General features: G+C 60.7%; 20 protein-coding genes and 1 pseudogene. 12 read left to right on the plus strand and 9 right to left on the minus strand.

Annotated features, from left to right (window positions below):
- Nucleotides 1-5: 5 nt before the first annotated feature.
- The 6 genes from AUL31_RS16385 to AUL31_RS16410 all read left to right on the plus strand — a co-directional run bounded on the left by AUL31_RS16385 (nt 6) and on the right by AUL31_RS16410 (nt 7,177).
- Entirely contained in the window at nt 6-1,538 is a 1,533-nt protein-coding gene (locus AUL31_RS16385) for a tripartite tricarboxylate transporter permease (RefSeq protein WP_060609241.1), read from the plus strand.
- A 23-nt stretch (nt 1,539-1,561) separates the two neighbouring features.
- A complete protein-coding gene (locus AUL31_RS16390; protein ID WP_082646992.1) occupies nt 1,562-2,569 on the plus strand; it encodes a tripartite tricarboxylate transporter substrate binding protein in 1,008 nt (335 codons plus the stop codon).
- A 32-nt stretch (nt 2,570-2,601) separates the two neighbouring features.
- The gene (locus AUL31_RS16395; RefSeq protein WP_060609248.1) at nt 2,602-3,603 is read left to right on the plus strand and encodes a Bug family tripartite tricarboxylate transporter substrate binding protein; all 1,002 of its coding nucleotides are present in this window, start codon (nt 2,602-2,604) and stop codon (nt 3,601-3,603) included.
- Nucleotides 3,604-3,691: 88 nt separating this feature from the next.
- The gene (locus tag AUL31_RS16400) at nt 3,692-5,023 is read left to right on the plus strand and encodes an MmgE/PrpD family protein (RefSeq protein ID WP_060609251.1); all 1,332 of its coding nucleotides are present in this window, start codon (nt 3,692-3,694) and stop codon (nt 5,021-5,023) included.
- Nucleotides 5,024-5,031: 8 nt separating this feature from the next.
- Complete coding sequence (locus tag AUL31_RS16405) at nt 5,032-5,787, plus strand: sulfite exporter TauE/SafE family protein (RefSeq protein ID WP_060609254.1); 756 nt, start codon at nt 5,032-5,034, stop codon at nt 5,785-5,787.
- 34 nt (nt 5,788-5,821) lie between these two features.
- Nucleotides 5,822-7,177, plus strand: a complete 1,356-nt coding sequence (locus AUL31_RS16410; RefSeq protein WP_060609257.1) for an MmgE/PrpD family protein — start codon at nt 5,822-5,824, stop codon at nt 7,175-7,177.
- Nucleotides 7,178-7,917: 740 nt separating this feature from the next.
- Here AUL31_RS16410 and AUL31_RS16415 read toward each other — a convergent pair.
- Nucleotides 7,918-8,238 carry an AzlC family ABC transporter permease gene (locus tag AUL31_RS16415; protein WP_052194948.1) on the minus strand — a complete coding sequence of 107 codons (321 nt, stop codon included), beginning with the start codon at nt 8,236-8,238 and terminating at the stop codon, nt 7,918-7,920.
- A 109-nt stretch (nt 8,239-8,347) separates the two neighbouring features.
- Here AUL31_RS16415 and AUL31_RS16420 point away from each other — a divergent pair, with 109 nt between their 5' ends.
- Complete coding sequence (locus AUL31_RS16420; protein WP_060609261.1) at nt 8,348-8,977, plus strand: CGNR zinc finger domain-containing protein; 630 nt, start codon at nt 8,348-8,350, stop codon at nt 8,975-8,977.
- Between the two features lie 61 nt (nt 8,978-9,038).
- Here AUL31_RS16420 and AUL31_RS20885 read toward each other — a convergent pair whose 3' ends face one another.
- Nucleotides 9,039-9,281 (minus strand): DUF6958 family protein, encoded by a 243-nt coding sequence (locus AUL31_RS20885; RefSeq protein WP_409359978.1) that lies wholly within the window; start codon nt 9,279-9,281, stop codon nt 9,039-9,041.
- A 314-nt stretch (nt 9,282-9,595) separates the two neighbouring features.
- On the opposite strand from AUL31_RS20885, the gene AUL31_RS16430 reads away from it, so the two are divergent.
- Nucleotides 9,596-10,234 (plus strand): LysE family translocator, encoded by a 639-nt coding sequence (locus AUL31_RS16430; protein WP_039194794.1) that lies wholly within the window; start codon nt 9,596-9,598, stop codon nt 10,232-10,234.
- Here the strand turns inward: AUL31_RS16430 and AUL31_RS20890 are convergent.
- Nucleotides 10,161-10,337, minus strand: coding sequence for a MerR family DNA-binding transcriptional regulator (locus tag AUL31_RS20890; RefSeq protein ID WP_082016224.1), 177 nt, complete (start codon nt 10,335-10,337; stop codon nt 10,161-10,163). The genes AUL31_RS16430 and AUL31_RS20890 overlap by 74 nt on opposite strands.
- Before the next feature lie 123 nt (nt 10,338-10,460).
- On the minus strand, nt 10,461-11,360 hold the full coding sequence (locus AUL31_RS16435; RefSeq protein WP_039194793.1) for a LysR family transcriptional regulator: 900 nt from the start codon (nt 11,358-11,360) through the stop codon (nt 10,461-10,463).
- A 111-nt stretch (nt 11,361-11,471) separates the two neighbouring features.
- Between AUL31_RS16435 and AUL31_RS16440 the strand changes: the two genes are divergently transcribed.
- Nucleotides 11,472-12,110: a short chain dehydrogenase gene (locus AUL31_RS16440; protein ID WP_052194947.1), complete on the plus strand. Its 639-nt coding sequence runs from the start codon at nt 11,472-11,474 to the stop codon at nt 12,108-12,110.
- Here AUL31_RS16440 and AUL31_RS20735 read toward each other — a convergent pair.
- The 5 genes and pseudogenes from AUL31_RS20735 to AUL31_RS16465 form a co-directional block, all read right to left on the minus strand.
- Nucleotides 12,107-12,499, minus strand: a pseudogene (locus AUL31_RS20735) (DDE-type integrase/transposase/recombinase); the annotation flags it as partial. The gene AUL31_RS16440 and the pseudogene AUL31_RS20735 overlap by 4 nt on opposite strands.
- A 580-nt stretch (nt 12,500-13,079) precedes the next feature.
- A complete protein-coding gene (locus AUL31_RS16450; RefSeq protein WP_039194791.1) occupies nt 13,080-15,050 on the minus strand; it encodes an oleate hydratase in 1,971 nt (656 codons plus the stop codon).
- 313 nt (nt 15,051-15,363) lie between these two features.
- Nucleotides 15,364-16,227: a 3-hydroxyacyl-CoA dehydrogenase gene (locus tag AUL31_RS16455; protein WP_039194790.1), complete on the minus strand. Its 864-nt coding sequence runs from the start codon at nt 16,225-16,227 to the stop codon at nt 15,364-15,366.
- The gene (locus AUL31_RS16460; protein WP_197057542.1) at nt 16,227-16,994 is read right to left on the minus strand and encodes a TetR/AcrR family transcriptional regulator; all 768 of its coding nucleotides are present in this window, start codon (nt 16,992-16,994) and stop codon (nt 16,227-16,229) included. Before AUL31_RS16460 ends, AUL31_RS16455 begins: the two co-directional genes overlap by 1 nt.
- Before the next feature lie 122 nt (nt 16,995-17,116).
- Nucleotides 17,117-17,725: a TetR/AcrR family transcriptional regulator gene (locus tag AUL31_RS16465; RefSeq protein ID WP_039194913.1), complete on the minus strand. Its 609-nt coding sequence runs from the start codon at nt 17,723-17,725 to the stop codon at nt 17,117-17,119.
- Nucleotides 17,726-17,957: 232 nt separating this feature from the next.
- Between AUL31_RS16465 and AUL31_RS16470 the strand changes: the two genes are divergently transcribed.
- The 3 genes from AUL31_RS16470 to AUL31_RS16480 are packed head-to-tail and all read left to right on the plus strand — an operon-like array spanning nt 17,958 to nt 21,142.
- The gene (locus AUL31_RS16470) at nt 17,958-19,034 is read left to right on the plus strand and encodes a catalase family protein (protein WP_192388684.1); all 1,077 of its coding nucleotides are present in this window, start codon (nt 17,958-17,960) and stop codon (nt 19,032-19,034) included.
- Nucleotides 19,035-19,067: 33 nt separating this feature from the next.
- Entirely contained in the window at nt 19,068-19,766 is a 699-nt protein-coding gene (locus AUL31_RS16475; RefSeq protein WP_039194789.1) for a hypothetical protein, read from the plus strand.
- On the plus strand, nt 19,766-21,142 hold the full coding sequence (locus tag AUL31_RS16480; RefSeq protein ID WP_039194788.1) for a Dyp-type peroxidase: 1,377 nt from the start codon (nt 19,766-19,768) through the stop codon (nt 21,140-21,142). Before AUL31_RS16475 ends, AUL31_RS16480 begins: the two co-directional genes overlap by 1 nt.
- The last annotated feature ends 6 nt before the right edge of the window (nt 21,143-21,148 follow it).

Genomic DNA, 21,148 nt, shown 5'->3' on the forward strand with positions numbered 1-21,148 from the left:
ATCCGATGAGTAATTTCGAATATATGCTGAACGGCTTTGCGGTCGCGCTCGAGCCTCAGAACCTGCTGTTCATTCTCACCGGTACGGTTCTGGGTACCATTGTCGGCGTTCTTCCTGGCCTCGGGCCATCGGCTGGCATCGCCTTGTTGCTGCCACTCACTTTCGGGATGGATCCCACGGGTGCGCTTATCATGGTCGCCAGCATGTATTACGGCGCGATGTATGGCGGGTCGACCACGTCGATCTTGATCAATACACCGGGCGAGTCCTCGTCCGTGATGACCACTCTCGACGGCTACCAGATGGCCAGGAACGGTCGCGCAGGCGCAGCGCTCGCGGTTTCCGCCATCGGATCCTTCATCGCCGGCACTTTCTCGGTCATCGCCCTCAGCATCTTGGCGGTGCCTCTCGCGCGCTTTGGCCTGAAGTTTGGTCCGGTCGAATATTTCGCCCTCATGCTCTTTTCCATGGCGGCGGTGTCGAGTCTGACGGGCAAATCCGTGTCGCGCGGCCTGTTCTCGATGGTCATCGGCCTGATGATTGCGACCGTGGGCATCGATCTGCAGAGTGGATCGCCGCGCTTTACCGGCTCCGTGCCGCAATTGCAGGACGGTATCAGCTTCCTTGTCATCGCTGTCGGCATGTTCGCGGTTTCAGAAGTGCTCGTCACCTTCGAGGATCATGTGCGCGGTCAGGCCCCTGTGTTGCGCATCAAGGGACGGCTTTGGCTGACCCGCGAGGAATGGCGCCGCTCGATCATGCCGATCACGCGCGGCACGCTTATCGGCTTTGCCAAGGGCGTTCTTCCAGGCCCCGGCGCCACGATCTCGACCATCCTGTCCTATGGACTCGAACGCGCCCTCCACAAGGATAAGGAAAAGTTCGGGACCGGCATGATCGAGGGCGTCGCAGGCCCCGAAGCTGCCAACAATGCCGCGGCCGGTGGTGCGATGGTTCCCCTTCTCACGCTCGGCCTTCCCTCCGGCGGCACGACGGCTGTCCTTCTTGGCGCCTTCATCATGTACGGCCTGCAGCCGGGCCCCTTGATGATGACGCGCAACCCAGATGTCGTCTGGGGCCTGATCGACAGCATGTATCTTGGCAACATCATGCTGTTCATTCTCAATCTCCCGCTAATCTTCCTTTTCGTACGTTTGCTTTACATCCCCACCGGGATCTTGCTGCCGCTTATCCTGACGATTGCGACCATTGGCGTTTTTTCCATCGATGGCAGCACGCTCGACCTTGCTTTCGTGCTCGGCTTCGGCGTGGTCGGCTATATCTTCCGTAAGCTCGACGTGCCGCTTGCACCGATGGTTCTGGCCGTCGTGCTGGGCAAGAGCATCGAGCAATCTTTCCGACAGTCGATCACCATTTCGGGCGGCGACATGGGCATTTTCCTGTCCAGCGGCCTGTCCATCACCTTCCTCGTGCTGGCGGGGTTGATGTTCGTCCTTCCTCTCGCATGGAACCACCGTTCGCGCCTTCTCGCCGCTGTCGGGTTTAGACCTGGGCGGCCAAATAAAACCCTGTCTTGATCCTTCAACCGGAGTGGCCTCTGATGAAAACTGATCGCCTCGTGTTGACCCGCCGCGCGGCACTGCTGTCCGGCGCAGCCCTCCTCGCCACCCCTGCCCTGCCACCGCTCGCCTTTGCCCAAGATGCAGGCTGGAAACCTGAACGAACCGTCGAGGTTGTCGTGGGCGTCGGCCCAGGCGGCGCCAATGACCGAACCGCGCGTGACGTCGAGCGTTTCCTGAAGAATGGCGGCTTTACGCCGGCCGGGAGCATCGTTACCAACAGGCCCGGCGGCGGTCATTCGGTGGCGCTTGCCTATACGCTGACCAAGGACGGCGATCCGCATGTCCTGCAAGTGGTCGGCGGCGTCATGCTGTCAAACAACATTCTCGGCCGCAGCCCGATCTCCTACACGCAGTTCACACCGATCGTGACCTTGTTCGATGAACAGATGGTCTTTGCTGTCGGCGCGAATTCCTCGATCAAGTCTGCTGAGGACCTTGTTGCGAAACTCAAGCAGGATCCTTCGTCTATTTCCTTCTCCATCTCGACCGGCATCGGCACCACCAATCACATCAGCGTTCTGCTGCTCGCCAAGCAGCTTGGGCTCGATACCAAAGCCATCAAGGCCGTGAGCTTCAATTCGTCGACCGAGGGCGTGACCGCCACAATCGGCGGGCATATCGATGTCGTCGTCACGACACCTTTTGCGCTCAATCCCTTCGTGGAATCCGGGGACCTGCGCTACATCGCTGCAGCAAGCGAAGAGCGTTCGGGCGGACTGCTTGCCGAGGTGCCGACTTGGCGTGAACTCGGTCATGACATCGTTGTCGCCGCGTGGCGCCTCGTTGTCGCTCCGCCGAACCTGACTGAGGCCCAGATTGCCTACTGGGACAACGCTTTCACAAACGTAGCCGACACTGACGAGTGGAAAGCGATGCTGGAAAAAGAAGCGCTCGTTTCGCGCCGACTAAGCAGCGCCGAAACGCGCACTCATCTGGACAACGAGGACAAGCGCTATCGCGAGCTACTCGCCTCTGTCAGCCAATAGTCAGTCAAAATTCAAAAGTCGCAGGTCATATCATGAGCCTTATCTCCGTAAGCCGCCGCCAGATACTGGCAACATCGCTCGCCGCAGCGTGGACGGGCTTGTTCCCGCGCGCAGCCTTCGCCCAATCCAGCTGGACGCCTGAAAGGACCGTTGAAGTGGTGCTTGGCGTTGGTCCGGGCGGTGCGACGGATCGCACGGCGCGTGAAATCGCGGACTTCCTTCAGAAAGGCGGCTTCACGCCGAAGGGCAATGTCGTTTCAAACAAGCCCGGCGGCGGTCATGCGGTCGCCCTCGCCTATACGATCTCCAAAGCTGGCGATCCGCACATCATTCAGGTAACCGGCCATGTCATCATCGCCAACAATGTGCTCGGCCGCAGCCCGCTGTCCTATAAGGATGTGACGCCCATCGCGACTTTGTTCGATGAGCAAATGGTTTTCGCAACCGGCGCCAACTCCGGCATTGAATCGGCACAGGATCTGATCGACAAGCTGAAGGACGACCCCGCCTCTGTCTCCTTCTCGATATCAACCGGCGTCGGCACCACCAACCACATCAGCGTGCTGCTCCTTGCCGAGCAGATCGGCATCGATCCGGCGAAGGTGAAAGTCGTCAGCTTCAACTCCTCGACCGAAGGTGTTACGGCCACCATCGGCGGCCATATCGACGTCGCCGTCACGACGCCCTTCGCCCTCAATCCCTATGTCGAGTCCGGCGACCTGCGCTACATCGCAGCCGCGGCTGAAACCCGTGTTGGCGGCATCATGGCCGATGTCCCGACCTGGAAAGAACTGGGTTACGACATCGTCGTTTCTTCCAGCCCGAAGATCGTCGCTCCCCCCGACCTCACGCCGGAGCAAATTGCCTACTGGGAGAACGCATTCGCCACGATCACGAAGACACCTGAATGGAAGGCCATGATCGAAAAAAATCATCTGATCGATCGGGTATTGAACGCTGAAGAGAGTCGCGCGCAGTTCGACGCCGACGATGCACGTTATCGCAAGCTGCTCAGTCCCATCATCCCGAAGTGATCCTGAGCAATCTTGAGGGGCCGTACCAGATCGGGAAAACAGCCCTTCACTGTCAGTTATTCTGCCCTTGTTGAGTTGCGATTTATCCATGTCGAACACCGTCGCCAGCACCTTCGCGCGCAATCTTTTTGCCTTTTCCCGCCGCGAAATCCCGGAGGAAGCCTATGACCGCGCACGGACGGCGATCGTTGATACGCTTGGCGTCACACTGGCCGGCGCTGTCCATGACGGCAGCAAAATTCTTCGGGAAGTCATTGTTCCGACTGCAGCAAATGGCCCCTCGCGGGTATTTGGTACGGACCTGAAGCTCAACAGCCTCGACGCTGCACTGCTCAATGGCGCGGCCGCTCATATGTTGGACTTCGACGATTCCAACTCGCATCTGCACGGCCATGTTTCCGTCGCCGTCCTACCTGCTCTTCTGGCGGCGGCTGATGAAAAAAATATCAACGGACGCAAGGTGCTACACGCCTACATAGCGGGCTTTGAAACGGCGGCGCGCATGGGCAACACGGTGAGCCGCCGACAATACACGCTCGGTTGGCATCCAACCACAACAGTTGGAATTTTCGGCGCTGTCGGGGCGCTCGCCGTACTCCTCACCTTGAGTGAAGAAGAGACCGCGACGGCTTTCAGTCTCACCACCTCGCTTGCTTCGGGCATCAAGTCGAATTTCGGCACGATGACCAAGCCACTCATTGTCGGCCATGCCAACCGTAACGCCTTGATGGCCGTCAAGCTCGCCCAAAGCGGCTTCTCCGCTGGCGCCCGTGCCTTTGAGCATCACCAGGGTTTCTTTGCCGTCTTCAACGGCGATCCTTCCACCTACGACGCGTCCTTCCTCACCGAACCATGGAAGGACGAAATCCGGCTGCTTGACCGTAGCAAGGGTAACAAACAGAAGCGTTTCCCGTGCTGCTACGCGATCCAGCCACCGCTCGACGGCATCCTGGAACTACGTGAACAGCACAATCTGACCGTTGAAGATATCGCTAGGGTCGAGATCGGCGTGCATCCCATCCGCTACCCGCATATCAACGTCCCGGAGCCGGAAAACCCGTTGGCTGCGAAATTTGCGACCAACTATACGGTCGCGCGCGCGCTCGTTGCTGGCGAGGTCGTCATGGAGGATTACGAGGAGGATGCGCGCTTCAACGATCCGGCGACCCGCGCCTTGATGCCTTTGGTTTCGCTCTACAAATACGACAGTGACAACACCGGTGGGGCAGCTATCGCGATCGAAACAAAAGACGGTCGCCGCCTTGAAACCTTCGTAGCCGCCGCTCTTGGTTCAACCTACGACTATCCGCTTCCGCCGCAGGCCGTGCCGGAAAAGTTTATTGCCTGTGCAAGCCGCGCAATTGGTAAGGACGGCGCGCAGGCGCTTCTGGCCCGATTGGAAGCCGACGATTTTGCCTGACCGATTGCATGACCTTGCCTGATCTCATTCCGCCCGAAACGACACCCTTTTTTGCTGTTCTGTTAATCTCGGCGAGCTTTCTTACCTCCGCCCTTACGGCGGCTCTCGGACTTGGTGGCGGCACGGCAATGCTTGCGATTATGAGCACGGGCTTGCCAGTGAGCAGCCTGCTGCCCGTTCATGGGATCGTTCAGCTCGGATCCAATTTCGGGCGCACGGTTATTCAGCGGATGTTCATCAATTGGCATCTGGTTGCCTGGTTCACGATCGGCAGCGTCGTTGGCATCGCCATAGGCAGTCCGATTGCGGTGATCATCCCGGACACGGCCGCAAAGATCGTGCTGGCGCTGTTCATCTTATGGTCGGTGCATGGCAGCAAGCCAAAGCCGGATCGTGTGAGCCGCGCCTACTTCATCGGTGGAGGTATCATCACCTCGATCGGCACAATGGTTGTCGGCGCGACCGGTCCGCTGGTAGCAGCACTCCTTGCTGCCCGTGGGCTTATCAAACAGCCGCTGATTGCCACACATGCGACCTGCATGGTGGTTCAACATGGTCTGAAGATACTAGCTTTTGGTTTGCTGGGTTTTGCCTACGCGCAATGGGCGCCCATGCTGGCAGCCATGATAGCAAGCGGCGTTGCCGGCACCTGGGTCGGCACAAAGCTGCTCGACGACCTGCCCGAACGGCTTTTCCGTGCCGCTTTCAAAATCACAATGACCCTGCTGAGCTTCCAGATCATCTGGTCGGCGCTGCGGGCATGACGACACCCTGAGCTTGAAAATAAAGGACTAGACGATGACAGGCCTTCCACCGCGCGCATCCGCATTGGGCCAGTATATATCGGCGACCCACACACGTCGTTATGAGGATGCCGTCATTCACGAGGCGCGACGCGCGCTCGTGGACTATCTGGGCGTCACGGTGGTTGCAGCCTTTGACGAGACCGTCCAGCCTTTGCGCAAGACGGTGGAACGGTGGCGGGCACCAGGCAAGGCGCGCATCGTGTTGGGTGGGACAACAACCCCGGCGCTTGCTGCACTCATAAATGCTACGGCGACCCATGCGATGGACTATGATGACGTACACTATCTTGGCGCAGGCCATCCTGGCGGCCCCTGCTGGTCAACGGCACTCGCATTGGCACAGGATCGGGATTTCAGCGACGAAGCGGCATTGCACGCCTTCATTACCGGGTTTGAGGTCATGGCGCGTCTGGGCGGCGGCGGCGTTCCGGGTATCGGCCGTAAGCTGCAGCGCAAAGGCTTCCACCCGACCTCCGTCGTGGGTCGCATGGGGGCCGCATCCGTCGCTGCTGCCCTCTACCAACTGGATACCATGCAGGCGTACCATGCCCTTGCCAACGCAGCGACGACTGCCGGAGGCCTGATGGGATCCTTCGGTACGCATGGTAAACCATTCCATGCAGGCAAAGCCGCAATGGACGGCATTCTGGCGGCCGATGTTGCGGCAGACGGCTATATCGGCGGAGCAAATCTCTACGAACTGGAGAACGGCTGGCTCGACGCCTTCATTCAGGATCGCGACGTGAATGTGCCGCCGCTGGATTTCGATGGGCCGTCACAACTCCTTCTCAACGGCTACAAGCTTTACGCGAGTTGCCGCGCAACGCATGCCTCCTCCCAGACGGCTCAACAAATCGCGCCACAGCTTAAAGGTCGCCGCGTCGAACGCGTCGTTGCAAAGATCCATCCCGGCGGCCTGGTAACTGCTGGCAACCCGGATCCGAAAACCCCGCTGGAAGCAAAATTCAGCATCGCTTTTTGCATAGCCATGGCGTTGAACGGCTACAAGCTGGCATGGTCGGATTTTTCTGAAGCGATCTTTGACGATAAGGCAGTAACCGAGCTCCTTCCGAAGATCACGCTGGAGCCAGTCGACGGACAATCGCCAGCCTCGGCATTCTTGACAGTAACGCTGACTGACGGGGAAGAGCTCAATGCCGAAACCGCAGTTATTCTGGGTCACCCGGAAAATCCCGTAAGCGATGCTGGCCTCGCGGACAAATATCGTAGCCTTGTCGAGCCTGTCCTCGGCAAGAGCCGGTCAGACGACTTGCTGGCAACAGCTTGGCGGTTTGGTGAACCAGGGGCTGTCGCTACAATCGCACATCTACTTTCCGCCGACAGCTAGTTATTTTTCATCGCGAAACAGGCGGCCCACAGCGGCGGTCTGTTTCGAGATATATCGGCTGGATAGAGCGGCTTATTTTACAAAAGTTGTCTGATTCAAAAGCGAGAAGCGGTTAGAGTTTTGCTGCTGCAGGCTCTATTTATGTGTCATGACCGTGGAAGGCTCAGTCGAGCGGCGGCGTCAGGCTGCGTGGGCAAGGTCACATGCAAAAGCGCAGCGTGGACGGCAGGCTGCGATGCCTGTCGATAAGCTACACCAGGGGGACGGTCCGCAGTCTGCTTTAAAGGGTTGGGCTGATTTTGAGCGCGATGGCCCTTTAGGCTAGCCGGCCACAACTTTGCTCGCCGATGCTTCCGATATTATTCCGGAAGGGTTCGGAGCAAACAAAGACATCCTCCCGAAGGAGGCTTACATAACCGATTTCATTGCGGATTTTTGGTTGCGGGGGCAAGATCTAATCTTCACTTGCGCCCCGAGCAAGTAAAGATGGTTGCAGGTTCTGGCTATTCCGCCGGCGCCAGCATAACTCCATCATTCTTAGCTGAATTGGCGAAGCTAATCCATCCCGTGGTTGCCTCGCCCCAAGACGGCGCACTCTTTGCAGCAACGGCCTGACAGTCAGCTGCTAACTCACCCGTACAGTCTCATCAAAGGCCATGTCCCCTCTCCTATCAAGACGGCAGCTTCCGACAATCACTTTTTGAAAGCGGATGTTGAACGGCAACGGGCTGCTCGGTACCTCATTCCAAGGGCCGAACCTCCAGGCGCACCTCCGGGAAGTCCTCCATGGCTCCGTCAAGGAGCGGCGATGCGTTTCCCTTGAGATGGCGGTCGAGCGGCAGCAATTCCGCACCGCTGCGCATGACTTGCAGCGCCGTCATCTGGGCTGATCCGGAATAGACGAAGGCGCTCATCAACACGGCATTGAGTGCCGATAGCCGAGCCTCGGAGGCCAGGATGCCAAAGACAATCCCGTAAATCAGGACGCCCGGTAGCAGGCTGAATGCGCGAAAGAAACCATGCCGGAACCCGGCAGAGGTGAACGATGGCTGCGGTTCCATAGGCGGCTCCCTAACCCCTTAGCTGGTTAGTTGGACCCCACCTAACCGTTTTGACGGTTGCAATCCTCTCCAACACCACATAACTCGATGGAAGACGCCGAGAAGATCCATGCATACCGCTGCCCGATCCTATGCCAGTTCACCCCCAAAGCTGCTCGGCGGCGCGCTTTGCCTGGATTTCATCAACACGACCACGTGGCGCGGCAATCCGGAACGGATGGCGGAGCGTCTCCATCGCTATGGTGAACTGGTTCACTGGTCATTGGGCGCGCAAGCCCTGGATGGCGCTTGTGCGGAGCACCTGTTGCGCTCTGCTGCTGAACGGCCAGAGGCAGCAGAGGCATCCCTCTCAATCGGGCTCGCTCTACGCGCCGAACTCGAAGCGGCCTTCGATCCGGCGCGGAAAGAGCAGACCGCATTGCCCGTCACTCAATCGCTGGTGCAGGACCTGCTGACCATCGGGCGCCTCACGGGCGGCGGCCATGAGGCAAGCGTCTGGGGGCTGCCAGCATCAGATGCGGACTTGCGGTTTCCATTGCTGCCTATGGCAATCTCGGCACTGGACCTTGCCGTGTCGTCGCGCCGGCATCTGGTCTGCCGATGTGCCGATCCCGACTGCGGTTGGGTCTTCCTCGATGAGACCCGCAACCGATCGCGCCGGTGGTGCTCGATGAGCGATTGCGGCAACAGGGCCAAGGCGCGGGCTCACTACGCCAGGAGCCATGCAGCCCGCTCTTGAAACGTGCACGGCATGCTGCGGCATCATGGCAGGACGCGATCGAATCTCATCATTCTCGCTGCTATCCGGCGGTAGAAGTTTTGCGAAAGCGCAAGGGTTTCGTTTTCTCTCGAACGACAATGCCCTTCGCTTCCAGATCCAGGCGGACCGCTGCTAACCACCATCCGGCCTTTTCCCCTCGGGGGAACAGGTCTGCCGGGAGATTCGGCAAAAGTGCCGCCTTCGCCTCCGCCTCCGCCTCCGCCTCCGCCTCTGTCAGTCCGGGAGTTGAGTGAGGCAGAACGTCGAGAAAAGCCTGCCGCATCGCATGATATTTTCCCGATTCACCCGCACGAGGCGGCCAGGTGAACTGATGTTTTCAATCTCAATTTTGTCGTCAGGCATCGATCTTCTCCCCGACCTCAATCTTCGGATTCCCGAGATCGCTAATTCCGAGGGAGGTACAGTCAGTCGATCTGGGTAGGTCAACTGATCGTCGAGGTCCTGAGCGTAGGCCTGATACCAGCCATTGCCCTGCTCGGATCGCTGGCCGCCCTGATTTTCGACAGCCATTCATGAAGCCTCTTGCACCATTTTCACAGCTATGGATTGCTCGTACCTCCGTACAGGAGAAACGATATGACCTTTGAACTGTGGCTGGCCTTCGCGGCAGCATCTGCCGTGTTGCTGGCGATCCCCGGCCCGACGATATTGCTGGTAATTTCCTATGCGCTTGGGCACGGCAGGAAGGCAGCAGGCGCGACGGTTGGAGGCGTTGCACTTGGTGATTTCACCGCTATGACGGCCTCCATGCTTGGCCTTGGCGCGCTGCTTGCGACCTCTGCCACGCTGTTCACCGCGCTCAAATGGATTGGTGCCGCCTATCTGATCTATCTTGGGATCAAGCTCTGGCGGGCTCCCGTATCGATCGGCGAAGCCAGTCCGGATACCAAAGCCTTGCCGAGGGAACGCCCGCTCCGGATATTCCTTCATACCTACATAGTGACGGCCCTGAATCCGAAGAGCATCATCTTCTTCGTGGCCTTCCTGCCGCAATTCATGAACACCGCCCAGCCGATCCTTCCGCAGATGATCGTGTTCGAGGTGACATTCCTCGTACTGGCGACGCTGAATGCGGTCTTCTACGCATTTTTGGCCTCCATGGCGCGAAAATCAATCCGCAAGCCAAGTGTGCAGCGGGTCGTCAACCGCGTGGGCGGGTCGCTGATGATTGGCGCTGGCGTACTCGCTGCCAATTGGAAACGCTCCGCGGTTTGACGTAGTGTCGCTCGTTGAAAAGCCCGGAAAGTCCGATCCGCTCATAGTAGCGGATGGTGTGGGCCGACAGACCCGAACGCCTCGCCAGCTCGCCGATCTTCATGCGCGTCTTCTCTCGTTACGACGCGTGCAAGGCTACGGGTTAGAGCGCACTCCAAGTCAAGGAGAAAATGGTGCTTCTGTTGTTCCGACAAATGCGATGGTCGTATGGGCGTTGGAACGCTGCTCAGCCGGCCAACCGGCCGCTGAGGAAATCGATAAATGCCCTGAGCTGCTTCGGCATCTGTCTCGCACTGGGATGATACAAGTAGAAACCGCCGAACGGGGGTGTCCAGTCAGGGAGAAGCCGCAAGAGGCGACCGGCCTCGACGCGCGCACTTGCCTCCACGTCCAGCAAATAGGCAAGGCCCAGCCCTTGCTCGGCGGCATTCAGCATCACGGCGGTATCGTTGGCGATCAGCGGGCCTTCGACATCGACCTCAATGGCATCGCCCTCCTTCTCGAACTCCCAGCGATAGATTGCCCGTGCACCAGGCCAGCGGAAGCGGATGCAAGGAAATCGATACAAGTCAAGCGGACTTTCCGGCCTGCCTAGCCGCTCGATGAGCCCAGGGCTTGCGACCACCATGGACGCCCTTTGGCCGCCCATCCGAATCGCAACCATATCTCTTTCGAGGGTTTCTCCGAGTCGAATGCCTGCATCGAACCGCCCAGCGACAATGTCCGAGAAGGTGTCTTCTATCGTGATGTCGAGGGTCACGGCCGGATGGGCTTGGTGAAACGCTCCCAAATGCGGCGCCAGCAGATACATCGCAGCGACGCGCGAGAGATTGAGCCGCAGCGAGCCGACCGCCTCGGCACCTTCGGCGGTCAGTTCGGCCATGGCCTGGTCGAAGCCGGCGAAGAGGGGCACGATGTTGTTAAGCAGTGCTTGTCCTTGCTCGGTTAGGGCGACGCTCCGGGTCGTGCGATTGAGCAGCCGCACACCCAACCGGGCCTCAAACTCGCGCATACGCTGGCTCAATGCAGATGGCGAAATAGCCAGCGTCCTCGCAGCGGCGGAGAAGCTGCCGCGTTCCGCGATGGCGACGAACGCCTTGAGATCGGCAAACTCGCTCCCGCGCATTATGTATCATTCCCTTCAAGACTATATCATATAATAGAGCATTCTCTTCTCAAACGCAGCAAGCGATTTTCCTCACCAAGCCAACACCATGGACAACGGAGGAAGATTGCGATGCGAATTCTTGTCGTCGGGGCGTCCGGAACGATCGGACGTCCGCTTTGTGCGGAACTCGGGACGCGCCACGAGGTGATCGCCGCCGGCCGCTCGGGCCGCGACGTCTCGGTCGACATCACGTCGGCTGAAAGCATCGAGCAAATGTACGAGACAATTGGGCCTGTCGACGCCTGCATCTGCGTTGCCGCGTCTGGCGCACTGGACCGTTTTTCCAAACTGACCGACGCCGCCCTGCTCGAGAACATGCGCGGAAAACTCTTCGGCCAGATCAATCTCGTGCTGATCGGCCAGCGCCACCTTGCGGACAATGGCTCGTTCACCCTGACCAGCGGCATATTCGCCGACGAGGCGTGGCCGGGCGTCACCGGCGGCGCGGTCATCAGCGGCGGCCTGCACAGCTTTGTCCTGTCGGCCGCCATCGAACTGCCGCGCGGCCTGCACATCAATGCCGTGAGCCCGACGATGGTTGCCGACTCGACCGAAGATTTCGGCCACCTGTTTCCGGGCATGAAGCCGGTGTCGATGGATCGGCTGATCGGGGCCTATGTTGATTGTGTGGAAGGCGGCGGCACAGGTGGGATCGTCAAAGCATATGGAACGCTGATCCACCGGCGATCCGCGCGAGGCAGCGGCTAGCCATCCAGCTTTGCCGGCAAGCGATCGGTGAGAAAATCCACGACTGTCCGGACCGCGGGAAGCTGGCCGCGCCGGTGCGGGATGAGGATCGTCGTCGTTGCGCCTCCCGCGTACCAGTCGGGCAGAACCCGGCGGAGTTCTCCGCTTGCAATCGAAGGCGCGCAGAGCCCGTGCGGCAAGGAGGCGATGCCGAGCCCGGCTATCGCGGCCTGGCTGCCCTGATCGGTATTCATGACCCCGGGCGCGCCGAACCGGTGGATGGCCTCGTTCAGTGCCTCGACGCAGAAGTCCGCCTCAAGGGTGTTGGATATGCGCCAGGCCAGAACCTTGCGGGTGAACCAGTCCATGATGGCGACCAAATACAGGAACCCCCGCTGCATCGGGAGATATGCGAAGGCACGTCAAGCTTCATCAACTCGTTGACCAAACGTGGCGATACGCTGAAATGCCGTGCCGCCTCCCGGTGCCGATGGCCTTCATCCACAAGCGCCGCACCACGCTCTCGCAACGTCATCGGTACCGGCTTTCCCATCGCGGTTCTCTTTCAATCCGCAAGGAATTGAGCAAAATCCTCAACGGAAAGCCTTAATCTCGTCAGAGGCGACACGCTTTAGATCGGAAGACGGATCAACCGTCTCTGACGGCATTTACGAACGTTCAGTAGTTTACCAACCGATCGGATCACCTAAACGTCCCTATTGGTTGAGTCCTTCGACCTATTTGAGGGCGCCTCGGTGCTTTCATCTGGCCGTTGCCGTGCAGGACCTGAAAAAGATGGCCAAGTTCCACACCGCCAAGTAGCGGATCACGGCGATCCGAGGGCCAAGAACTCTATCGCGTCCTGAAGTCATGAGCGAAGCGGCTTCAACGCCCGTAGGCCGCGCTAACATAAACGCCCAGTATGATGGTGACTGGATATCAACATATAGGCGGGGAAGCGGCCCTGCCGCCTCCCCTCTATGGTTCATTCTACTTCGATTTGCGCCGCAACGTTTCGCTGAACTGCTCCATCCCGCTGAGGACCGCGCCTGCAAGGGCCTGTCCTCCCTTGTCCAGAAGTCCGTGAAGCTCGCTTATGGCGTGCGCGTGTGCGGCTTCGTCCTTCTCCGGCAGGGGCGGCAGGACATGGGCGTAGTATGTTTTGCCCAGAAGCCGGTGCAGCAGTCGCTCGCCGGGGAAGGGCTCGTTGTTGTTGAGCGCTCGCGCGCCTTTCAGGATGTTGCGGATGTCGTACTGGGTCGGGCTGATATCGGCCACCTGCTTTGGCAGGCCGAGCAGCGTGTAGACGCCGATCCGCGCGGTGCGAACCGAGCTTTCCATCGTGAAAATGACGTCGTTGCTGGTCTCCACGAACTGCCCGACCAGCGCGAGGTTCGCGCAGCCCTCAGGCACGACGCGCGGCCGGTCGCCGGCTGCGCGCGGCATGAACTGCGCCGTGATATAGGGCATCAGTGCGGTGCGCACCTTGGTGTTGGCCGCGATCTCGTCGAGCTGGTCCTCGATGCCCAGATGATAGCAGAGTTCGGCAAGGATTTCGCGCCCGGTGCAGGCGGGCATCGGCTTCTTGACGTGGTTGCCCTCCTTGTCCATCAGCAGTGCATAGACCCACAGCACCAGCACGTCGTCGGGCTGGTTCGGAAAATGCGGCTGACGGTTGCAGGTGAAGCTCAGCACCCAGTTCGAGTCGGTGAAGGTGATGACGCCCCCGGTGACGGTCTTGCCCGAATAGGGATCGTTGACCGAAACCTCCTTGAGCTTCTCGACAAGGGGCGAGGGCTTGCAGGTCAGGGTCGCCGATTCCCACATCGAACCGTCGATGTTACCGTAGAACTTCTCCGGCTTGCCGAACACAGGCGATTTCGCGGCGAGGTTCTTCCACAGGGCCCAGTCGCTGTCCTCGCCGGGCTCGGCCTTGCCGCGTTGCAGGACCGGAACGGTGTCCATGTCGCCGTAGGCCGTGCCCTCGGTCATCGAGCCGGTCAGCGCGACGACCACGTCGTCGGGGCCGAGCGCGATCGTTTCGTCCTTGCCGCCTACCTTGCAGCGGATTGCGGTGACGGTGCGCTTGTCCGCCTCCCCGATCATGTCGAGATCGTAGGCGCGGGTGTCGAACTGCACCTTCACTCCCTTTTCCTTCAACAGCCGGGTCAGCGGCACGACGAAACTGTCGTATTGATTGTATTTCGGGAAAACCAGCGCCGACATGTCCGTCAACCCGTCGATGGCGTCGAGAAAGCGGTGCATGTAGAGCTTCACTTCAAGCAGGCTCTGCCAGTTCTCGAAGGCGAACATCGACCGCCACAGATACCAGAAGTTGGTCTCAAGGAAGCTTTCGCTGAAATAGTCCTCAATGGCGATGTCGTCGAGTTCCTCCTTGCGCTTCAGGAGCAACTTCACGATCTCCCACTGGTGCGCCTTGCTAAGGCCGAGCGTCGAGAAATCGCGGATTTCGCCCTGCTTGTGCATCAGGCGCGCTTTCGACCAGTTCGGGTCGTTGTCGTTCACCAGCCGGTATTCGTCCAGCACGCTGTAGCCTTCCGGCAGTTCCAGCGCAGGGACGTCTTGGAACAGGTCCCAGAAGTTGTCGTAGTTCCAGTTCATCTCGCGACCGCCGCGGACGATGTAGCCCTCCTCGGCATTGCCGGCGCCGTCGAGCGAGCCACCGGCGATATCCATCGTGTCGAGGATGGTGATGTCCTCACCCTTCATCCGCCCGTCACGGATCATGTAGAAGGCTGCGGCGAGGCCGGCGATGCCGCTGCCGATGATCCAGGCCTTGCGTCCCTCGACCGGTGTCACAGGTAGCGGGCGGTTACGCATGTAAGGGCCCATGGTGTCGGGTGGCGGCAGCGTTTCCAAAGGTTCCTTCCGCCAGAAGGCCTGCCCGATATTGGCCTCTATCACAGGTGCGGATTTCGGGGCTTGCGGCAAGTCGGACATAATGTCTCCTTCCGTTGCTTGGGTTCTGGATGCCAGTCGAGCATCCGGAATTACAGATATCACATGTTATTCAGATAACATTTGATATGAGTCAATTCGTCGTTCGAAATCCCCGGCCGGTTGGTCCGCGACTCGAGGAAATTGCGTTTCCCAAGGGGACGGAACGGTGGGCGCGCAAAAGCTTGCGCCGGAGGGCAACCGGTGTGGTCGTTACCGTCAAACCCGAGGAAGCAGCGCACGGTGATGGCATGACGACAGGCGTGATGCCCGCCCCGCCCCGTAATGACGCGCGCGGCGTGGGGTTACCGCCCTATCAGTCGACCGTTTCGTAGGAATAGAAGCCTTCGCCGGATGCCCTACCCAGCTTGCCCTTGTCGATGTAGTTTTCCTTGAGCCAGGCAGCGATCTTGCGCGCGTTCTCGTCGCCGTTCGACAGGATGTTGTAGGGCGTGTTCAGGCCGACGATGTCGTAGATCTGGAACGGCCCCATCGGTGCGCCCGTCGCGATGCGCCAGACCTTGTCCACATCGTGAGGATCGGCATAACCACCCGCCGCAAGATTGGCGGCCGCATTGAGGAAGGGAACGAGAAGGGAATTGAGCACATAGCCGGCTTTCTCCTTGCGGATCGGAATCGGCACCATGCCGATATCGGCGGCAAAAGCGACGAGCGCGTCGAATATCGCCGGGGATGTGTCTTCGGTCCCCATGATCTCGGCGGTATTGAACTTCCAGATGCTGTTGGCGAAGTGCAACGCCAGAAAGCGGTCCGGCCTTCCGGTCGAATCCTTGATGTCGCTCGGCAGCAGGGTCGATGAGTTGGTGGCGAAGATCGTCTTCTCGGGAGCCAGCACGCCCAGCTTAGCATAGGTGTCCTGCTTGATCTTCAGAACCTCGGGGATCGCCTCGATCACCAGGTCCGCATCGGCCGCCGCTTGGGCGAGATCGGTGGTGAGGCGGATGCGTCCGGGGATGGCGGCGGCCTTGCCGCCCGCCGCATCCTTAACCTCGGCCTCGTAGGTTACGACAAGCCCCGCAAATCGCTGGCGCGCCTGATCGAGCGCTTCTTTTGAGATGTCGTAGGCCGTGACCTCGAAACCGCTCCAGGCGGTCTGAAACGCGATCTGGGCGCCGAGCACTCCCGTGCCGAGCACCGTCACCTTCCTGATATCCGTCATTACTGATCTCCCTTCGTTTCTTCATCGGAGCCGTCCCTGCGCCGGGGGTTGGATGTGGAGAGGGCGGCAAAATACCCATGGACGATCTGCCGGACCTGAGCGCGAAGATCCTCCATCGGATCGTGTTCCGGATGCGCGCCGGTGGAGGCTCGCGATATGACGAGATGCGTCACCGCGAATATGGAGCTACCGGCCAGACGCGCGGCGTCGGCGTCGGCTGGCAGGCCCTCGCGGATCGCCTGCCCGGTCAGTCGCGTGCAAATCGATTCCTGAAGGCCGGCGATCAGCGCCAGACCTTCCTGTCGATGGGGTTCGCCCGGCGCGCCGAACAACAGTTCGCGCTGATAGGCGCGACCGTTCTCCCTGCTGGTATCGGAGGCGAGCGCGACCATCGGCGAGATCAGCTTCATGATCGCGTCGACGAGATCGTCCGAATGGCGCGCGCGTTCGGCCCCGCGTTCGAGCGCGTGGCGCAACTTTTCATTGTAGATCAGCAGAAGAAGCTCGTTCTTCGTCGCTGCGTAACGAAACAGGGTGCCAACGGCGATGTCGGCCCGCTCCGATACCTCCTGCGTGGTCACGGCGTGGTATCCGCGTTCATCGAACAGCGCTGTCGCCGCATCGAAAATGCGCCGGCGCTTTTCCCACATGTTCCGGTCGCGACGCCCGGCGGGAGGCGATGAAAGTGCAGCGGCGGTCATAACGTTCCCGGCCTGTAAATGAGTGCATTCATTAATGAGTGTAGTCATTAATGAATGCAGGCGCAATATGCCCGCCCACAAGCTCCGAACGATGATTTCAAGAAATCTGCTCGCGGTTCGATCCCCTGCGATGTCGGCCTCGGGCCATGCGCGAGCGCGGAAATCCGACAGCGCGGTCGCAGATGCCGCTACCCTTTGCTCACCACCTTGAACACCAGAAGCAGATGCTCCTCGGCCGTCAACATCTCCTGCGGGTGTATCTGGAGCGTCGCACCCGACCACAGCGCCATCAGCATGGCGGCGAGCTGGTCGGCCGTGATCTTCGGGCTGAGCCCGTGGACCGCGATCAAGTTCTCGGTGACGCGGGTGAACTCGGCGCGATAGTAACGCTTCACTGGCTCGAAGCGGGCGGCGAATTCCGCATCGCGGCGCGCGTGCAGATGCAGTTCGACGATCATCAGCGACAGGGTCGGGTTGCGCGCCAGTTCGGCCATGCGAGACGCCATGCGTTGCAGGCTTGCGTCGAGTGAAAGACCTTTCGTTTCGTCGATGATGGACTGGAACTCCGCCGCCAGCGCCGCCGTGTGGTCCTCCACGAGCGCCAGCAGCAACTCCTCCTTGGTCGCGAAGTTCGAGTAGAACGCGCCCTGTGTGAAACCGGCGCGCTGGCAGATTCCGCGAATGGAAGCAGCGGCTATGCCGCCGGACGAGATGATGTGCAGGGCGGCCTTCTTGAGCTGCGCCTGCGTGGCCTGCTGCATTTGCCGGCGGGAGAGACGTTTTGGGGCGTCATCCATGAACCTCGTTCCGTTTTCCTGCGATTCCAATGCTTTCGCGGCGGATGAGTTCACATCGTGAATCGCCCGGAACCGTCAGTGCTACATTTTCGGACACGTTTCAGCAAAATTCCAGATATCGAATGAAACCTGAAATGTCCTCGCGCATTATCCTCCCATGCATCGAGGAAACGGTGCGCCGGGCGATCTGCCTTGCACGGCGCGCCTTCACCCAGACGAAGGGACCGCAGGTTTGTATATCCCCTATACGGCGGCGACCGAGAAGCTTCAGCCCGACGAGGACCGCATCGTCCGGGACATCGTGTCCCGTATGGCGGCGGCTCAGGCGCGGAACGCCGAGCATCACCGCCACGCCCACCGCGACGCGCACGCCAAGAGCCATGCGATCCTCAAGGGACGCATCAGCGTCCACGAAGGGCTCGCGCCCGAGCTTGCACAGGGGATATTCGTCGCCCCGCGCGAATACGAGGTCGTGGCCCGGCTTTCGTCGGCCCCCGGCGATATCCACAGCGACGACATTCCCGAACCGCGCGGCTTCGCGATCAAGATCATCGGCGTCGAGGGCGAGCGTCTCGTGCCCGGGCTTGGCGGCGCCAATCAGGACTTCCTGATGGTGAACTTTCCCGTCCTCGCCTTCGGGACAGTGCAGAAATACAAAAAGATGCTGACGCTTCTCGAACGCAGGGCAAGGTCGCCCGAAGCGGTCCAGAAGGCTTCGGCCGCCACCGCGCGCGGGGTGCAAAGGCTGGTGCGGGCCGTCGGCGCGACGCCGGACGCGACCTTGCAGGGACTGGCCCGCGACAGGGCGCATATGCTGGGCGAGACGTTTCATACACAGGCGGCGATCCGCTACGGCGATTTCGTCGCCAAGCTGTCGCTTGCGCCGCTGGACGAGGTCGCGGCGCTGGCAGGGCAGGAAATCGGCGACGGCTTTTCCGCCATGGGCGAGGCGGTCGCGGCGCATTTCGCGCGCGGCGGCGCAACCTACGAACTGCGCGCCCAGCTTCGCACCGATGCCGAAAACATGCCGGTCGAGGATGCCGCAATCCTGTGGGATCCCGAGGCCTCGCCGCATGTGCCGGTGGCGACGCTGCGGTTCAAGCCGCAGGACGTGCTGTCGCCGGCCCGGCGCGTACACGGCGACGACCATCTGGCCTTCAATCCCTGGAACGGCGTGGCTGCGCATCGTCCGCTGGGTTCGATCATGCGCGTGCGCAAGGCGGCCTATGAATCCTCTTCCGCGCAGCGTCACCGGCTGAATGCCGTGCCGCGCGCGGAGCCATCGGCGCTGGCCGATATTCCCGACTGACCGACACATTCGACCAAGCAGGAGACCCCACTCATGTCGAACGATACCAAAGACCCGCGTCTGGACGACGAGTCCCGGCTCGCCGAATTCCGCCGCATCGCCAGGGAGATCGCGGCGGACGCGCCGACGCTGGCCCAGATCAAGATCAACAGCCTGATCCGCGACCACAATCCGCTGTTCGAAGGCAGCTCGAAATCCGCAGGGCGCGCCGGGCGGCAGTCGGGCAATGTTTCGGAACTGACGGCGATCGCCGATCTCAAGCCCGGCGGAGCCGATCGCCTGCGCCGTCTCTTCAACCTGACGAACGGAAATTTCGATGGTGCACAAAGGGTCTCGACCCTGCACAACATGCGCTTCGTCTTTTTCGACAACGACACGCGTATCATCTTTGCCACCGCCTATGACGGCGACTGGGACACCTATATCAACGATTTCGCGACCAAGATCCCGGAACTGATGGACCTGCTCTTCGCCAATGTCGAGGGCTGGCCCGGCATCACCTCGCCCGAGGTGAAGGACTTCATCGCCGAACACCAGATCGACGCGGCAGGCTGGTTCGTGGCCAATCCGCAGGTCACGGTTGTCGACGTGCGCCGCTATCAGCGGATGGACAAGGCAGTCGCAGAATTCCTCGACGCCATGTCGGCCAATGCCGAAATGGACGCCACGACGCGCAAGGCACTTGCAAAGCTCTCCGAGGTCATCGCCGTTCCGCAGGGGGTCGATTACTGATGGGCATCCTTAAGCACCTGAAAGACCGTTTCCGTCGCGACCGGGTCACGCTCCAGCTTGACGATATCCAGGCTCTGATCCTGCGCTCGCGCCCCGAGCCCTATGTCGGCATTCATGCCATGCTGCATGTGGACGAGGCCGAGGGTGGGCGCGGCCTGATCGAACGGCTGGCTGAACACATCCCCTCGGCGCATGACTGGGCCGACGATCTCAGCGCCTGGACCGGCGTCGCGATCAGCCATGCGGGGCTGAAGGCCCTCGGTCTGCCCGAAGAGTCGCTTAACTCGTTCCCACTAGGCTTCCGGCAGGGCATGGCCGGGCGCGCGACCCAGCTTCATGATTTCGGCGAGAACGCGCCCGAAACATGGGAGCCCGCCTACAAGAACAACAACTGCCACATCGCGCTGACCATCTATGCCGCGGACAAACACGCGCTGGATGCCGCCGTGGAAAAGGCGATGGCCGAACTCGGCGCCTCGACCGGCGTCACGCTGGTGGGCACGCATGAGTTCGGCGCAGACGAGGATGCCGAAAACCCGTTCGGCTTCCGCGATTCCATCTCGCAGCCGACGGTCGCGGGCGCCGGGGTCGATCCGCAACCGGGGAAGGAGCGCGCAATCGCGGCGGGCGAGTTCGTCCTTGGCGAGAAGAGCGAGACCGGAGAGCCCGTCTCGATGCCTTCGCCCGATCCGCTCGGGCGCAACGGCTCCTTCGTCGTCCTGCGCAAATACGACAGCCGTGTCGGCGCCTTCAACGACTTCCTGCGCGCGCAGGCCGAAGATCCCGAAGCCCGGCACGCGCTGGCGGCGAAGATGTTCGGACGCTGGCGCTCCGGCGCGCCGTTGCCGCTCTCCCCGGACGGCGACGATGCGGATCTCGGCGCCGATCGCCTGCGTAACAACGATTTCGATTTCAACGACGACGTGAGGGGCTTCGTCTGCCCGCATTCCAGCCATATGCGCCGGATGAACCCGCGCGGCAGCGACCTGAGCATCCTGACGGACGAGAACATCCACCGCATCATCCGGCGATCGTCCACCTTCGGCCCGAAATGGACGCCAGATGTGATCGCGGCCGACGACCGGCCGGACGAGCGCGGCCTGTTCTTCATCTTCATCAGCGCGCGGGCCTATGACACGGTGGAGTTCCTGCAACAGGAGTGGATCAACCGCGGCAACTTCATCGACCTCGGTACCGAGCCAGATCCGATTGTCGGTCTGCATGAGGAGCCGGGCATGTTCACCATTCCGGCAGATCCGGTGCGCCGCCGCATCGACGGGGTGACGACCTTCAACCGTCTGCGTGGAGGCGAATACATGTTCATGCCTTCCCTCACCGCGTTGCGCTGGATCGGAAGCAGGGGCTGGGCGGCGTGACCAGCC

It is taken from the genome of Aureimonas altamirensis (assembly GCF_001463885.1).
Classification (GTDB): Bacteria; Pseudomonadota; Alphaproteobacteria; order Rhizobiales; family Rhizobiaceae; genus Aureimonas; species Aureimonas altamirensis.

What these genes read in the sequence shown, in the direction of transcription:
- AUL31_RS16440 (WP_052194947.1), top strand. Translation starts at nt 11,472, where the DNA reads ATGCGAATTCTTGTCGTCGGGGCGTCCGGAACGATCGGACGTCCGCTT.
- AUL31_RS16475 (WP_039194789.1), top strand. Translation starts at nt 19,068, where the DNA reads ATGTCGAACGATACCAAAGACCCGCGTCTGGACGACGAGTCCCGGCTC.
- AUL31_RS16435 (WP_039194793.1), bottom strand. Translation starts at nt 11,360, where the DNA reads ATGCGCGGGAGCGAGTTTGCCGATCTCAAGGCGTTCGTCGCCATCGCG.
- AUL31_RS16390 (WP_082646992.1), top strand. Translation starts at nt 1,562, where the DNA reads ATGAAAACTGATCGCCTCGTGTTGACCCGCCGCGCGGCACTGCTGTCC.
- AUL31_RS16450 (WP_039194791.1), bottom strand. Translation starts at nt 15,050, where the DNA reads ATGTCCGACTTGCCGCAAGCCCCGAAATCCGCACCTGTGATAGAGGCC.
- AUL31_RS16405 (WP_060609254.1), top strand. Translation starts at nt 5,032, where the DNA reads ATGACCTTGCCTGATCTCATTCCGCCCGAAACGACACCCTTTTTTGCT.
- AUL31_RS16465 (WP_039194913.1), bottom strand. Translation starts at nt 17,725, where the DNA reads ATGGATGACGCCCCAAAACGTCTCTCCCGCCGGCAAATGCAGCAGGCC.
- AUL31_RS16420 (WP_060609261.1), top strand. Translation starts at nt 8,348, where the DNA reads ATGCATACCGCTGCCCGATCCTATGCCAGTTCACCCCCAAAGCTGCTC.
- AUL31_RS16430 (WP_039194794.1), top strand. Translation starts at nt 9,596, where the DNA reads ATGACCTTTGAACTGTGGCTGGCCTTCGCGGCAGCATCTGCCGTGTTG.
- AUL31_RS16410 (WP_060609257.1), top strand. Translation starts at nt 5,822, where the DNA reads ATGACAGGCCTTCCACCGCGCGCATCCGCATTGGGCCAGTATATATCG.
- AUL31_RS16480 (WP_039194788.1), top strand. Translation starts at nt 19,766, where the DNA reads ATGGGCATCCTTAAGCACCTGAAAGACCGTTTCCGTCGCGACCGGGTC.
- AUL31_RS16385 (WP_060609241.1), top strand. Translation starts at nt 6, where the DNA reads ATGAGTAATTTCGAATATATGCTGAACGGCTTTGCGGTCGCGCTCGAG.
- AUL31_RS16395 (WP_060609248.1), top strand. Translation starts at nt 2,602, where the DNA reads ATGAGCCTTATCTCCGTAAGCCGCCGCCAGATACTGGCAACATCGCTC.
- AUL31_RS16415 (WP_052194948.1), bottom strand. Translation starts at nt 8,238, where the DNA reads ATGGAACCGCAGCCATCGTTCACCTCTGCCGGGTTCCGGCATGGTTTC.
- AUL31_RS16455 (WP_039194790.1), bottom strand. Translation starts at nt 16,227, where the DNA reads ATGACGGATATCAGGAAGGTGACGGTGCTCGGCACGGGAGTGCTCGGC.
- AUL31_RS16400 (WP_060609251.1), top strand. Translation starts at nt 3,692, where the DNA reads ATGTCGAACACCGTCGCCAGCACCTTCGCGCGCAATCTTTTTGCCTTT.
- AUL31_RS20885 (WP_409359978.1), bottom strand. Translation starts at nt 9,281, where the DNA reads ATGCGGCAGGCTTTTCTCGACGTTCTGCCTCACTCAACTCCCGGACTG.
- AUL31_RS20890 (WP_082016224.1), bottom strand. Translation starts at nt 10,337, where the DNA reads ATGAAGATCGGCGAGCTGGCGAGGCGTTCGGGTCTGTCGGCCCACACC.